The 13,831-nt window shown below is 54.0% G+C and carries 11 protein-coding genes; 7 read left to right on the forward strand and 4 right to left on the reverse strand.

Annotation, left to right across the window (positions count from 1 at the left end; genetic code table 11):
• The first annotated feature begins 46 nt into the window (after window positions 1-46).
• From atpH to BD749_RS12495, 6 genes are all read left to right on the forward strand, one after another.
• Complete coding sequence (atpH, locus tag BD749_RS12470) at window positions 47-604, forward strand: ATP synthase F1 subunit delta (protein WP_101444638.1); 558 nt, start codon at window positions 47-49, stop codon at window positions 602-604.
• Window positions 605-606: 2 nt separating this feature from the next.
• Window positions 607-2,187, forward strand: a complete 1,581-nt coding sequence (gene atpA / locus BD749_RS12475) for a F0F1 ATP synthase subunit alpha (RefSeq protein ID WP_101444639.1) — start codon at window positions 607-609, stop codon at window positions 2,185-2,187.
• A gap of 69 nt (window positions 2,188-2,256) precedes the next feature.
• A complete protein-coding gene (atpG, locus tag BD749_RS12480) occupies window positions 2,257-3,144 on the forward strand; it encodes an ATP synthase F1 subunit gamma (protein WP_101444640.1) in 888 nt (295 codons plus the stop codon).
• A 226-nt stretch (window positions 3,145-3,370) separates the two neighbouring features.
• On the forward strand, window positions 3,371-5,026 hold the full coding sequence (pafA, locus tag BD749_RS12485; protein ID WP_101444641.1) for an alkaline phosphatase PafA: 1,656 nt from the start codon (window positions 3,371-3,373) through the stop codon (window positions 5,024-5,026).
• Between the two features lie 47 nt (window positions 5,027-5,073).
• Entirely contained in the window at window positions 5,074-5,646 is a 573-nt protein-coding gene (locus BD749_RS12490; RefSeq protein ID WP_101444642.1) for an inorganic diphosphatase, read from the forward strand.
• Between the two features lie 112 nt (window positions 5,647-5,758).
• Window positions 5,759-6,643: a UbiA prenyltransferase family protein gene (locus BD749_RS12495; protein ID WP_101444643.1), complete on the forward strand. Its 885-nt coding sequence runs from the start codon at window positions 5,759-5,761 to the stop codon at window positions 6,641-6,643.
• A 33-nt stretch (window positions 6,644-6,676) separates the two neighbouring features.
• Here the strand turns inward: BD749_RS12495 and BD749_RS12500 are convergent, their stop codons facing one another.
• From BD749_RS12500 to BD749_RS12515, 4 genes are all read right to left on the reverse strand, one after another.
• The gene (locus tag BD749_RS12500; RefSeq protein WP_101444644.1) at window positions 6,677-8,188 is read right to left on the reverse strand and encodes an NAD(P)H-hydrate dehydratase; all 1,512 of its coding nucleotides are present in this window, start codon (window positions 8,186-8,188) and stop codon (window positions 6,677-6,679) included.
• A gap of 208 nt (window positions 8,189-8,396) precedes the next feature.
• Entirely contained in the window at window positions 8,397-10,817 is a 2,421-nt protein-coding gene (locus BD749_RS12505) for a DUF5686 and carboxypeptidase-like regulatory domain-containing protein (protein WP_101444645.1), read from the reverse strand.
• Window positions 10,818-10,893: 76 nt separating this feature from the next.
• Window positions 10,894-11,757, reverse strand: a complete 864-nt coding sequence (locus BD749_RS12510; RefSeq protein WP_245869105.1) for a phosphatase PAP2 family protein — start codon at window positions 11,755-11,757, stop codon at window positions 10,894-10,896.
• A gap of 138 nt (window positions 11,758-11,895) precedes the next feature.
• Window positions 11,896-13,101, reverse strand: coding sequence for an NADH-quinone oxidoreductase subunit D (locus tag BD749_RS12515; protein ID WP_101444646.1), 1,206 nt, complete (start codon window positions 13,099-13,101; stop codon window positions 11,896-11,898).
• Window positions 13,102-13,345: 244 nt separating this feature from the next.
• Here BD749_RS12515 and BD749_RS12520 point away from each other — a divergent pair, with 244 nt between their 5' ends.
• Window positions 13,346-13,816, forward strand: a complete 471-nt coding sequence (locus BD749_RS12520; protein WP_180336397.1) for a hypothetical protein — start codon at window positions 13,346-13,348, stop codon at window positions 13,814-13,816.
• Window positions 13,817-13,831: the final 15 nt, after the last annotated feature.

The following is a 13,831-nucleotide window of genomic DNA, read 5'->3' on the forward strand; positions in this document are numbered from 1 at the left end:
CACATAGCCTGACAGCCGAAAGCTGATTGGGCCATAATAAAGCAATATGTCAGAAATTAGAGTTGCTTCGAGATACGCAAAGTCGCTGATTGAACTGGCGCAGGAAAAGGGTGTTCTGGAGCAGGTGAAGGAGGACATGGATATGTTCGCCAACGTAATGGGCCAGAACAGAGACCTGAAGCTCCTGATGCGCAACCCGATCGTGAAGTCAGACAAGAAGCTGGCCGTGATCAACGCACTGTTCAAAGGCAAGGTAAACGACCTGACCCTGGCTTTCTTCAGCATTGTGGCCCGCAAAGGACGTGAGTCAGTACTGGAGTTTATCGCCTCAGAGTTTGCAAAGCAATACAACGTGTACAAAGGCATTACCACTGCTAGTGTAACTACGGCTGTGCCATTGACAGAAGAACTGCGCAACGAACTTGGCCAGCGTCTGGTAGCCCAGACTGGTCAGCGTGTAGAACTAGAAGAGAAAATTGATCCGTCTTTGATCGGTGGCTTTGTGCTCCGCGTTGGCGATCAGCAGATTGACAGCTCTGTGAAGTATAACCTGAGCAAGCTGAGAAATAAATTTAAAGACAACCCCTATATCAATAAATTATAATCATGGCAGAAGTAAGACCTGACGAAGTATCAGCCATACTAAGAGAGCAGCTATCTGGCTTCCGTTCTGAGGCAGAATTGGAAGAAGTAGGTACCGTACTGCAAGTGGGTGACGGTGTCGCTCGTATCTATGGCCTTTCCAAAGCACAGTCTGGTGAGCTATTAGAGTTTGAGAACGGACTTCAGGCGCTTGTTCTGAACCTGGAAGAAGACAACGTAGGTGCCGTAATGCTCGGCGACTACAGCGAAATCAAAGAGGGTGCTACTGTAAGAAGAACCAACCGTATCGCTTCCGTAAAGGTAGGCGAAGGCATCATCGGCCGCGTGGTAAACACACTGGGCCAGCCGATCGACGGTAAAGGTCCTATTGCTGGCGACCTGTACGACATGCCACTGGAGCGTAAAGCACCGGGTGTGGTATTCCGTCAGCCAGTAAATGAGCCAATGCAAACTGGTATCAAGGCGATCGACTCCATGATTCCAATCGGTCGTGGCCAGCGTGAGCTGATCATCGGTGACCGTCAGACAGGTAAATCTGCCGTTGCGATTGACACGATTCTGAACCAGCGCGAGTTCTTCGAAAAAGGCCAGCCTGTATTTTGTATTTATGTGGCCGTAGGCCAGAAAGCTTCTACTGTAGCACAGGTAGTGAAGTCACTGACTGAAGGTGGCGCAATGGATTACACCGTAGTAGTTTCGGCTTCTGCTTCTGATCCGGCTCCAATGCAGTTCTTTGCTCCGTTTACAGGTGCTGCTATCGGTGAGTTCTTCCGCGATACCGGCCGTCCTGCACTGGTTGTTTATGACGACCTTTCAAAGCAGGCCGTAGCTTACCGCGAAGTGTCGCTGCTGCTGCGTCGTCCTCCAGGGCGTGAAGCATATCCTGGTGACGTATTCTACCTGCACTCTCGTCTTCTGGAGCGTGCTGCCAAGGTAAACGCCTCTGACGAGATCGCTCGTAACATGAACGACCTTCCTGAGTCTATCCGTCACCTAGTACGTGGTGGTGGTTCTTTGACGGCCCTTCCGATCATCGAGACGCAGGCTGGTGACGTTTCTGCCTATATCCCAACAAACGTAATTTCGATCACTGACGGTCAGATCTTCCTGGAGACGAACCTGTTCAACTCAGGTATCCGTCCGGCGATCAACGTAGGTATCTCGGTATCACGTGTGGGTGGTAACGCTCAGATCAAGGCGATGAAGAAAGTATCTGGTACGTTGAAGCTGGATCAGGCGCAGTTCCGTGAACTGGAAGCGTTTGCGAAATTCGGTTCTGACTTGGATGCCGCTACCAAGCTGACTATTGAGCGTGGTCGTCGTAACCTGGAAATCCTGAAGCAGCCACAGTTCTCTCCGGTATCAGTAGCAGAGCAGGTAGCCATTATCTACTGCGCTACAAACGGTCTATTGGACAATGTGCCTGTGAACGAAGTTAGAACTTTCGAGAAAGACTTCCTGCGCACCATGCGTGCTCAGCACCAGGACACCCTGAACGCGCTGTTGGCTGGTAAGCTGGACGACGAGACGACAGGTGTTATCAAGCAGGTAGCCAGAGAGCTTTCTGCCCGTTACAAAAAGTAATAGTTGGTTATGAGTTAGAGACTGCTGCTACTAAGCGGTCTCTAACTTTATGCTCATAACATACATAATATGGCAAGTTTAAAAGAGGTTAGAAGCCGCATCACATCGGTACAGTCGACACAGCAGATCACAAAAGCCATGAAAATGGTGGCGGCTGCCAAGTTGAGACGTGCTCAGGACAACATTCTGCGTATGCGCCCTTATGCGCAGCGTTTGAGTGGCATTCTGGCGAACCTGTCTCAGTTGACGGAGGGTTCTGTATCGAACAAATACTCTGAAAAGCGCGAAGCAAACAGAGTGCTTGTGATCGTGGTGACGTCTGACCGTGGTCTAGCGGGTGCTTTTAACTCGAACATCATTAAAGCAGCCAACACGCTGGCGCAGGGTAAATACCGCAGCCAGCAAGAGGCCGGTAACCTGACCTTCCTGACAATTGGTCGTAAAGGCGCTGAGGCACTGATCAAGCGTGGTTACAAAGTGATTGGTGACTACACCGGCACCTTTGCAAATCTTTCTTTTGACACGGTTCGCGTCGCAGCAGAGCGTGCCATGGACGGATTTGTTGCCCGCGAGTACGACCAGGTGGACATTATCTACAACGAATTCAAGAACGTTGCGACGCAAATTGTGCGTAACGAGCAGTTTTTGCCGATTGAAGATAAGCCGGTAGAGGAAACCACTAACAGCATGGTGTCTGACTATACCTTTGAGCCATCAAAAGAGCAGATCATTGAAGAGCTTATACCCAAATCGCTTAAGATTCAGGTATACAAAGCGGTGCTTGAGTCGAATGCCTCAGAGCACGGTGCCCGAATGACAGCCATGGACAAAGCGACAGAGAACGCCGGCGAACTGCTCAAAGAACTGAAGCTTACCTACAATAGGACGCGTCAGGCCGCCATCACGAAAGAGATTCTTGAAATCGTGGGTGGTGCAGAGGCGCTTGCTGCAAAATAGATTAACTTACCAGATATTGAAGCAACGCCCATCAGACCCGGTGGGCGTTCTTTTTTTGGGGATATAATACAGTGTGTTATATTTTTGTTAAAACATCGAATACAGAGGCCTGCTTGCGCTGAAATGTTGGCCGGGGCTGCCTATATTTGAGAAACTCAACAACATACCCATGAAGTTAAGCGGTTATAGATCCGGCATTAAAACTTTGTTTGCAGCAGTTTTTTTGATGACTGTGCAAGCATGTACTACAACCAATACAGCCAACAGCCCGGATGCGGCGAGTACGCAGGAAAGCAAGCAGGTAAGTGGTGTAGAAAGTCGACCAAAGCTGGTTGTGGGCATTGTGGTGGACCAGATGCGCTACGACTTTCTGTACCGCTACTGGGACAAGTACAGCGAAGGCGGATTCAAGAGACTGGTCAGACAGGGGTTTAACTTCAAGAACAACCAATACAGTTATGTGCCGACCTATACCGGGCCGGGCCACGCCTCGGTGTATACCGGTAGCGTACCTGCCCTGAACGGCATCATCGGCAATAACTGGTACGACCGCAGCACAGGCAAGTCTGTTTACTGCGTGGAGGATAAAACCGTGAAAACGGTAGGCAGCACCTCCGATGCCGGCCTGATGTCACCGCGCAACCTGCTGACAACCACCATTACCGACGAGCTGCGCCTTTCCAATAACATGCAGTCTAAAGTGATCGGTGTATCTTTGAAAGACAGAGGTTCAATCCTGCCGGCTGGCCATGTTGCCAACGGAGCCTACTGGTTCGACTCTCCTTCCGGCAACTGGATCACCAGCACCTATTACGCCAACACCTTGCCTAACTGGGTGCAGGAGTTCAATAACCAAAAGCATCCGGACAAATTGTTGGGTGAGGTATGGAACACACTCCTGCCCATTGAGCAGTACACCGAAAGCACAGCAGACGACATGCCCTGGGAGCGTGCCCTGCCTGGCGAAGAAAAACCGGTATTTCCGCACAACATACCTGCCATCCGGGGGAAAGATTACGAGCTGATCCGCTCTATACCAGCCGGCAATACCCTGACGACGGAGTTTGCGAAAGCTGCTTTGCTTGGAGAGAACCTGGGCAAAGGCAAGCACACCGATTTCCTGGCGCTGAGCTACTCCACGCCAGACTACACCGGTCACTCGTTCGGGCCAAATTCGATAGAAGTGCAGGACGTATACCTGCGCCTCGACCGTGAGATAGAAGAACTGATCAACCTGCTGGAAAAGGAAATTGGCAAGGACAACGTGCTGATCTTCCTGACAGCGGACCACGGTGCGGCGCACGTGCCGGCCTATATGGAATCACTCAAGATACCGGCAGGCACATCCGCCTCTGGCGTTATGCGCGACTCACTGGAGCTGCACCTGAACAAGACGTTTGGCAAAGGCCGTTGGGTGGAGCGCTACACGAACCAGCAGGTATACCTGGATCACAAAACGATCGAAGGTAAAAAGTTGAAAAGAATAGATGTACAGGAAGCCGCTGCAAACTACGTGATGCGTTTCGAAGGCGTGGCCAGAGCCATTGCAGCAGATGCGATACAGCGCGTAGGTTGGACCAGTGGCCTGATGTCGCGGGTGGAAAGTGGCTACAACGCACAGCGTTCCGGGGATGTGATCGTGGTGCTGAATCCGGGTTGGTTTGAAGGCTATGGCAGCGGACCGCAGAAAGGAACCACCCACGGCTCGCACAGCAATTACGACACGCATGTGCCGCTGGTATGGTATGGCTGGAAAGTGAAGCCGGGCGAAAGCTCTGTTGAAACCGCCGTGGCAGATATTGCCCCAACCATCGCCTCCTGGCTGTACATTCAGGAGCCAAATGGCAGCGTGGGGCGCCCCTTGCAAGAATTAATGAAGTAACAATACCTGTCGGGACAATTGGTTGCGACGATTTTAAGAAAGATTATATGATGGAGAATTTAGAAAAGAATAACCCGTGGCACAGCGTAAGCTACGGTGAGGAGGCCCCGGCAGTCGTTACTGCCATTATTGAGATTCCAAAGGGTTCGAAGGCGAAGTACGAGTTGGACAAAGAAAGCGGCATGCTGAAACTGGACCGCGTGCTTTTCTCTTCGGTGAACTACCCTGCCAACTACGGCTTTATACCTAAAACTTATTGCGACGACAAAGATCCGCTTGATATTTTGGTGATCTGTTCGCTTGAAGTACAGCCGATGTGCCTGATCGACGCGAAAGTGATCGGTGTGATGCGCATGATCGACAACAACGAGGAAGATGACAAGATCATCGCCGTGGCCAACAACGACATGTCGGTGCGTCACATCAACGATATTTCTGAACTGCCTCCGCACACCCTGCTGGAGATGCGCCGCTTCTTCGAAGACTACAAGAAACTGGAGCACAAAGAAGTGATCGTGGAGCAATTCCTGGGCCGTGAGCCAGCTTACGAGATCATCAGAGAAAGCATCAGACTGTATGACGCTACCTTTGGCGAAACCGAACCAAAAAGCACAATCTAAACCTTTACTTTTCCTGTAAAGCCTGATGTGGGGTAAACCTGCGTCAGGCTTTTTTATTTACAGCCGGGCGGGGTTTGAAAGCCGTACCTGAATTGCGAACTTGCAGGTGAGGATGCTAAAAAAAGAACACAGCGACATAAGACGCCGGCAACCACTTGCCGACTGGCTTCGGGCAGGTATAGAAGCCCTGCTCTACAGCAGTGTGTTCATTTCGCTTTGTGCTTTCGGGCTCACGGTGGAGACCTACCTGCTCACCGGGCTGGAGGTGTCGCTACCGATGGCGGGCTTTGTCTTTCTGGCAACGCTCTTTACCTACAACACCAGCAGTCTGCAGCGCATGTGGCGCGGCTGGCGGGCTGGTGAAGCAGGGCAGCCCTGGAGTATCCGGCACCAGCGGGAGCTGGCGGTGCTGGCTATGATCAGTCTGGCAGGGGCTGTTGTCCTTTTTTTTCTGTTTGAGCTCCGGATCAATCTGTGGTTTGTGCTGGTCCTGGCGCTTATCTCGGTGGGCTATACCGTGCCGCTGGCGCACAACCGCCTCAGGCCTTTCCGAAGCATACCCTTGCTGAAAGTGTTCCTGATTGCCCTGGTCTGGTCGGCCGTCACCGTGCTGTTTCCTTTGATTGATGCAGCCGTTACCTTGGACAGCTCCGTGATGCTGATCTGGCTACGGCGCTTCCTGTTTATCCTGGCGCTGGCCCTGCTGTTCGACATTCGCGACTATACCTACGATCGCCACACCCGCACCCTGACCTTTCCCGGGTTGCTGGGCGAGCACTATACCCGGTTCCTGTCGCTGGGGCTGCTGTTGCTATACCTGCTATTAGTGCTGCTGACGGAAGAGGGCGAGATCCTGATCGGCTTGCTGAGCGCGTCCCTGGTGGCTGGCCTGATCGTGTGGCATGCTTCGGAAGAGAAGCCCCGCATCTACTATGCCCTGCTGGCCGATGGGGCCATGCTGGTGCATTTTGCTTTCGTATACCTGGCCGTTAGTTAAGAACGACGCAGGTGCTCGTATACCCGCTTTGTTCTAAGCGCGGCGCAGGTGCTGAAAAGCCTGGGGGAGGAACTGGATCACGTCTGAGGCAATCATGGAGATCTCCCCCACCGTCTCTTTGGCAAGATCTCCGGCGAGGCCGTGCAGGTATACGCCCAGCAGACAAGCCTCCTTCAGGGGATAGCCCTGCGCAACCAATGCCGTCAGGATGCCGGTCAGCACATCGCCGGTACCGCCGGTAGCCATACCCGAGTTGCCCGTCGTGTTGAAGTAAATGTCCCCTTCCGGCGTGGCGATGGCCGAGTGGCTTCCTTTGAGCACCAGGTAGCATTGATAAACCCGACAGAACTCCCGTAGCTCCTCCAGCCGTTCGTATTCATTGTTGCTTTTGCAGACCAGCCTTTCAAACTCTTTGGGATGCGGTGTGAAGATGACCTTGCCTTTCGGGAGTTGGGCTTTGAGCTTGTCACTGCTGGCAATCAGATTGATGGCGTCGGCATCGATGACGAGCGGCAGATTGGTGGTGGCCAGCAGCTGGCCGAGCAGCGTCTTGGTGAGTCGCTCGGTGCCGATGCCCGGCCCTATGCCGATGGCGTTGAATTTCTCCATGCTCTCCGGTAGCCTGGACAGGTACTTGCGATTGTTGTCAGGTAGAAACATCGCCTCGGGCACAGTCGTTTGCAGTACGTCGTAGCCAATGGCAGGCGCCTGCACGGTGAGCAGGCCCACTCCGCTTCGTAAGCAAGCCCTGGCCGCAAGCACCGCCGCCCCCATTTTGCCATAGCCTCCGCAAAGCAGCAGCGCATGCCCGTAGGAGCCTTTGTGCGAAAACTTGGTGCGCGGCTTTATCAGTTGCTGCATCTCCTGTTGCGTCACATACTGGAAGTTCGACTTTGCCTCTGCCAGGTAGGCCGGGCTCAGACCAATGGGTACGGTATGCCATTCGCCCACGAATTGCTCGTGCTGTGGCAGAAAGAAGGCCAGTTTGGGCAGTTCAAAGCTCACCGTATGTTGCGCCTGTACAATGGCTCCCTCAGCAGGCGTTTGCTTGTCCGTGTACAAACCCGAGGGGATATCGATGGCGACGGTGCAGTGGCTGTGTTGGTTGAGCCAGTTGATCACCTCGGCATAGAGTCCGGTGACAGGTCTGGAGAGGCCGGTGCCGAACAGGGCATCGATCACGCAGGCTTTGTCAGGTATAGTTGGCAGGTCTGTTTTGCTATGGATGTGGTGCGGGGGTACCTCGTGCGGCAGTCGCTCCAGGTTGAGCTGAAAATCCGGGGAGGTCTGGTTGCCATCGTTGACCAGGTATAGCTGCACATCGAAAAGGCGCTGGTGCAGCAGCCGGGCCACTGCCAGGCCGTCGCCTCCGTTGTTACCAGGTCCGCAGAAGATAAACACAGGTTGCTCCGGCGTAAACTTGTTCTCAAACCAACCCACAAAGGCCCGTGCGGCCCGTTCCATCAACTCGTCAGAGGCAATACCTTCTTCGCGGATGGTTTGCGCATCAGCTTCGCGGGTTTGTTGGGCGGATAGGATTTTCATATGTTGTTTTTATACTTCTGTCCTTAGAGATAGTTGTACGCATTTTTAAAACCAACGCCCGGCTACTTTCTTTTGACAGGTACAGCTACTCTCTTGCGCTAGGTAGAGGGGAGGCTCTTTGGGTATAGCTGTTTTCCTTTGTCAGGTACAGCAGGATGTCTTTCAGGTATAGAAGAGGTCAGCGCTTATTGGCGTGACTTCCTCCCTTTTAAAATGCCAGCGTCGCCGTCAGCTTGATCCGGAGGTTGTCCTTTTCACGCGGCAGGGCATAGGGGCCGTAGCGGTAAAAGGCGCCCACCCCCACACCCGAAAAGGCAGAGCTGATGACGTTGTTGAGCATCAGCCCGGACTCAAAAAAGCCTTTACGCATATTGGGGTACTCGACCGGTGCAATGTCAGGTATAGGCTGGCGCAGGTCGCCGATGCCCATGTTCTGCACCAGCACCAGGTCGGGCTTAAAGAGTTTGGTGTTGAGCAGGCGCTTGCCCAGGTCCTGGCGAAGAAACAGGGCCGCATAGCGATCGGAGAAAAACTCATAGGGGCGCATCGTCTCGAACCCTTCGCCGGCATATACCTTGTAGTTAGAACTGTAGCTGCCGTAGCCGTTGTAGAGGCTCACAAAAGGCGCATCGCCCTGTACCAAACCACCTGCCATCACGAAACGGGTCTCGCCGAGGCTGCGTTGCCGGATGGCTCCTTCGGCGCGCAAATCGAACTTGTTATAGGTATAGCCATCGCTTTCCAGCCCGTCGATGCCGCGGCTATACTGCAACCAGAGCACAGGGTAGCGGTTGGGCAAGGGCATCATGCGGTTGAACAGCTGCATGTACTGCTCGCCATAGGCAAAGCGGAGACTAGTAGTTACTTCGGCCAGGTTAAACGCTGGCATGCCTATACCTGGCTCAGGGGTGAAAAACGGCAACGTAGGGCGGCGCTGCTCTTGCCGAATACCTGTCTGCCACTGTACATAGCGCAGCATGCGGCCGCTCAGGCTGGCACTGCGCTGGGTTGTATAATCAAGGTGAGGCAGCAGTACAGGGCGCAGGTCGCGCAATAAACCGCTCTCCCGGAATGGCAGACGCCGACCGCCGGGCTCTTCCACATCTTCGGCGTAAGCGGCGGAAAGCGTAAGTTCGGTTGGTTTGTGTAGTTTAACGGCGGCATCAGCCCCGTATTTGTGCTCCTTGTCGCGTAGGCCGTAGCCCCAGTAGCCCCCCACCGTGAAGCGCTCCGAAAGCAGGTTGTTGGTATGGGCGCCTATACCTAAGCGCATACCCTCAAAGCGACTTACCTTAAACAACCGGTTCAGGTCCAGGCTGATGGGACCGATAGGCAACTGTTTGGCCATCAGGTACTCCATGGTGCGGATGGTGCGGTCAAGTTTCTGGGCACGGCCCACACTGTCGAGGCGCTGATAAGTGGTCTGCTCTTTTGTTGAGAGTGAGTCGGGGCGGTGCTGCTGCCAAAGCTCATCCTGAGGACGCCAGGCATCGGGGCGCTGCTCCAGGGCGATCACACCAAAATCGCTGCGGCGCAGCGGTGGGTCGAGGTTGACGTTGGTGATGTAGGTGCGGATGTGCCCGTAAGGCTGGTGGCCCCGCATGTAGATCTGCTGCACGGTTATCTCCACGTCCAGCTCCGAAGGGAACCACTGCCGGCCGCCCACTTTCACGAACTGCTGCTGCAGTTTCAGGCCGCGCTTGTCATCTGCGTGCGATTCGGCCACCACGTTCTGCACGGCCCAGCCATCGCTGTTGATGTAAAGGAGGCCTTTGAGTCCGTTGAAATTCTTGCCGGGCTGAGGTGCGTATGAGATGATGAAAACGGTGTCGGCCCCTACTACGGCTGTTTCCTGAAGCACAAAGTCGTAGCGCCGGATGCTGCCATTGCTCAAAGGGCTCAGGTAGCGCTTGCCAAAGAACACGGGCATGTCGTCATACACCGAAAACTCCCGCGCCTCCGCGGCCACCACCCCAAAGCCAGGCTGCTGCAGCCCCGACACCCGGGTGGCCAGGATCGTCTCCTTCGAAAGATTCTGGCCCAACTGCGCGTAGTCAGTGATGCTCTCCATCAGGAAAAGGTGCTGCCTGGCCAGCAGGCTGCGCATTTGCAGGAAAGACGAGTCCTGCTCTGCCAGGCGCAGCGTGTCGCTCAGGTCGAGGTCATCGGGGGCGTTGGCCGTCAGGATGAACTTGTTGTAAGTACGGTAGGTATAGGCCGGAATATTGTCGAGGCGGTGACGGTCGCGGTTTTGGTTAGCGAGCTGAATAATACGGTGCGCCGGGTTTATGCCGGATCGAATGACTACCTCCCGGAGTTGAGCAGCCGACGGGCGCAGGGCAATGTTAAGTTGCGCTACCGAATCGACCGGAATGGTCTGTGGGGTATAGCCCACGTAGCTGAAGCGAAGGCTCGTGATCGGGCGGTTGTGCCGGAGTTGGTACTGGCCATTGAGATTGGAGGTGGTGCCTGTTTCGCCGTTGTTGACCACGATGCTCACGAAGGGCAGCCGTTCACGGGTGTTGGCATCCCGCACCGTGCCCTGCACCTGGTATACCTGTGCATGGGCAAAGCTCACCTGTAAGCACAGGCACACATAAAGCAGGAGGCGAAGCAGCGATAGGGGCATGCAGTAAAGATATGAAAAGAATGGTCGCCTCCTCTACTTGCGGGAGCGCCGGGCTATACCTGAATCGAAAGCGAATTTAGAAGGTAAGCGACATGGCCATACCCATTTGCCCGTTTGGCAGCACAACAGGGAACATGGCCGTGTTCAACCCGCCCCCCTGTGTGAGCTTGGCATGCACCCAGTAGACGGTGTTCACGGTGAGTATACCTACACCGGCGCCAGCCAGTACATCCGAGAGCCAATGCGCATCGTTCAGCACTCGCAGCACGCCGGTTCCGCCGGCTATACCATAACTCACCACACTCACCCAAGGGCTCTTGTGACGGAACTCCTTGTCCATGAAAGTGGCGATGGTGAACGCGTAAGCCGTGTGGCCAGACGGAAAGGCATACGGTTTGCCATTTGGTCTGTCCCTATCGGTAAGCTTTTTAGTAGGCCAGACAATGGCCGAGGCCAGCGCCCCCGAGGAAAGGAGCAGCAGCGTCTGGCGGCCCAGTTCGTGCCTGTTCTGCGACGAGATGATGTTGAAGCCATACAAGCCAACCAGCGGGGCCAGCATGGCAAAGTCATCGGCGTTGGTGGCAAAGTCCGGGAAAACCTTGTGTCGGTAGTTGAACACATCATCGCTGTTTAGGATACCGTGCCCGCCCATGGTATAGAGGCCGGCACCGATCAGCGCGACGGCAGGTATAACTGCCCGCTTCAGATAGCGTTTGTTGTCGCCCTCCAGTCGCTGCGACTCTGTGAAGGGGTGTTTCTGCCCAGGAAGAATCGTGTCGGCCGGAAGTGTGAAGAAATCTTTTCCCACAGACCTGAGCGTGTCGGGTTTTGGTTTCTGCTGCGGGGGCTTCTGTACCTGCGCCAGGGCTGTGGCAGGTGCGAAAAGTACACTAAGCCAAAGAAGGTGGATCGTTAATAGCTGGTTTAATTTTATCTGCATGCTCTGGGAAATTCGTCTGAACTCAATATGCAACAAAAGGCACATCCGTGAATTTTAACGGTTACCCTTGCCATGGGTTTTGAAAGGTAGCTACAAAGTATTGCACCACACAGTCACCAGCTGGAAGTCATAGGAACTTTATCGGTCTACTTCGCCCAGCACGATATCCACAGAGCCGACAATGGCAATAAGGTCGGCCACCATGCAGCCACGGCTGATTTCGGGTAGTACGGACAGGTTCACAAAGCTTGGGGCACGGCCGTGGCAGCGGAAAGGCACGTCGCTGCGGTCGGTGGTGCGGAAGAAGTAGCCCAGCTCGCCACGCGGTGTTTCGCCCCGGAAGTAGAGCTCCTGCGTGCCCGTCATGCGTAGCTTTTTGGGGCAGGCCGCCTGCGGGTCAAAGTCGGGGGTGCGCTTGTGCTCGCCCGTCAGTTTGTCGAGGCACTGGCTGATGATCTTCACTGACTCGCGGCACTCGAGTGCCCGCACGTAATTGCGGTCCCAGCAGTCGCCGGTGCTGCCCATCATGCCTTCACCGATCGGTACTTCAAACTCCAGTTCCGGGTATACGCTATACCCATCCACACGGCGCAGGTCGTGGCGCAGGCCGGAGCCACGCAGCATGGGGCCGGAGCAGCCGTAGTTGATGGCCACATCCAGCGGCAGCACGCCCACGTTCGCCGTGCGGTCGATAAAGATCTTGTTAGTTAGTAGGATGGTGTCGAGCTCGTCGAGCTTGGGCTGCAGGTAGTGGATGAACTCGCGGCAGCGCTCCTCAAAGCCAATAGGCAGGTCGTAGTACAAGCCACCTACCCAGATGTAATTGTACAGCATGCGGGCTCCGGAAGCCCACTCGAGCAGGCGCTGGATGTGTTCGCGGTCGCGCAGCAGCCACAGGAACGGCGTGAAAGCCCCGATGTCGATGGCGTAGGTGCCGATGGCCAGGAAGTGCGAGGCGATGCGGTTGAGTTCCGTTACCAGTACCCGGATGTACTCGACGCGTTTCGGAATCTGGTCTGTTATACCCAAAAGCTTTTCCACGCCCATGCACCACACATGCTCCGAATTCATGGCAGCCAGGTAATCCATGCGGTCCACGTAAGGAATGGTCTGGTTATAGGCCATGCTCTCGGCGTGCTTCTCGAAGCAGCGGTGCAGGTAGCCAATGTGCGGCGCCACCTCCTGCACAATTTCCCCGTCCGTGACCACCTCCAAGCGCAGTACACCGTGCGTGCTCGGGTGCTGCGGCCCCATGTTCACGATCATTTCACCCGCCTGCAGGTGTTCCAGGCTGAACTTGTTCGGCTCCGATTGTAGCAGGTATTCTTTGTGCGTGGTAGACAAGGTGCGAATGATGAGTGACGAATGAATAATGCGTGATGTAGAGCAAAGTTCGGAAAAATAGGGGAATTGTGAAGGGCTTTGTGAGGCAGAGATAAATGAAGAAGAAATATATAGTTTAGTGTATATATTGTATATTCGGTAGTCTGATTCGAATCATCTGCTAAAGTCGATCAAACCTGACTGTTTAAGCCATTTAAAAATGCCGTTGCAGTGCCAGCAATAAATAGAAACTATGAAAAGAAACTTGCTTCCAATCAGCTTACTCTTTCTATTCACTTCCTGCGAAAAAGAAGAAAGCCTGGATTACAAAGAAGGCCTTACAAAACAGGAGTGGGCACAAGTGACAGGTATAGTTGACAATATTTATTACGGAAATATCAAGCAATTCTACAGGATAAAATTCCGGGCGGACAATACCTATGAAATGATACTGGATTACGGCGGAGTTTCTGAATTTCCGGACCCGGTGAAGTTAGACACCCTATCTGGAAGATACGCTATCGACAAGGACATTATCGAATTCCATGGGCCAGTCGATACGCTTTATGCAGGCGACGAGAGAATCGAGACAAAGGTCTTTATCAATAGCTGGAAGATCACTTATCTAAACGCAAATACGCTCCGGACGGAACCTGTTGCCGGCTACTCCGCACCTGAACAACCCGGGTTAACCATCGGCGTGAACTCTTACCTATTTAAGCCCCATCAGCCATAATACTATCTATTGTGA

The organism is Pontibacter ramchanderi, from assembly GCF_002846395.1.
GTDB lineage: Bacteria > Bacteroidota > Bacteroidia > Cytophagales > Hymenobacteraceae > Pontibacter > Pontibacter ramchanderi.

What these genes read in the sequence shown, in the direction of transcription:
- atpH (WP_101444638.1), top strand. Translation starts at nt 47, where the DNA reads ATGTCAGAAATTAGAGTTGCTTCGAGATACGCAAAGTCGCTGATTGAA.
- atpA (WP_101444639.1), top strand. Translation starts at nt 607, where the DNA reads ATGGCAGAAGTAAGACCTGACGAAGTATCAGCCATACTAAGAGAGCAG.
- atpG (WP_101444640.1), top strand. Translation starts at nt 2,257, where the DNA reads ATGGCAAGTTTAAAAGAGGTTAGAAGCCGCATCACATCGGTACAGTCG.
- pafA (WP_101444641.1), top strand. Translation starts at nt 3,371, where the DNA reads ATGACTGTGCAAGCATGTACTACAACCAATACAGCCAACAGCCCGGAT.
- BD749_RS12490 (WP_101444642.1), top strand. Translation starts at nt 5,074, where the DNA reads ATGATGGAGAATTTAGAAAAGAATAACCCGTGGCACAGCGTAAGCTAC.
- BD749_RS12495 (WP_101444643.1), top strand. Translation starts at nt 5,759, where the DNA reads ATGCTAAAAAAAGAACACAGCGACATAAGACGCCGGCAACCACTTGCC.
- BD749_RS12500 (WP_101444644.1), bottom strand. Translation starts at nt 8,188, where the DNA reads ATGAAAATCCTATCCGCCCAACAAACCCGCGAAGCTGATGCGCAAACC.
- BD749_RS12505 (WP_101444645.1), bottom strand. Translation starts at nt 10,817, where the DNA reads ATGCCCCTATCGCTGCTTCGCCTCCTGCTTTATGTGTGCCTGTGCTTA.
- BD749_RS12510 (WP_245869105.1), bottom strand. Translation starts at nt 11,757, where the DNA reads ATGCAGATAAAATTAAACCAGCTATTAACGATCCACCTTCTTTGGCTT.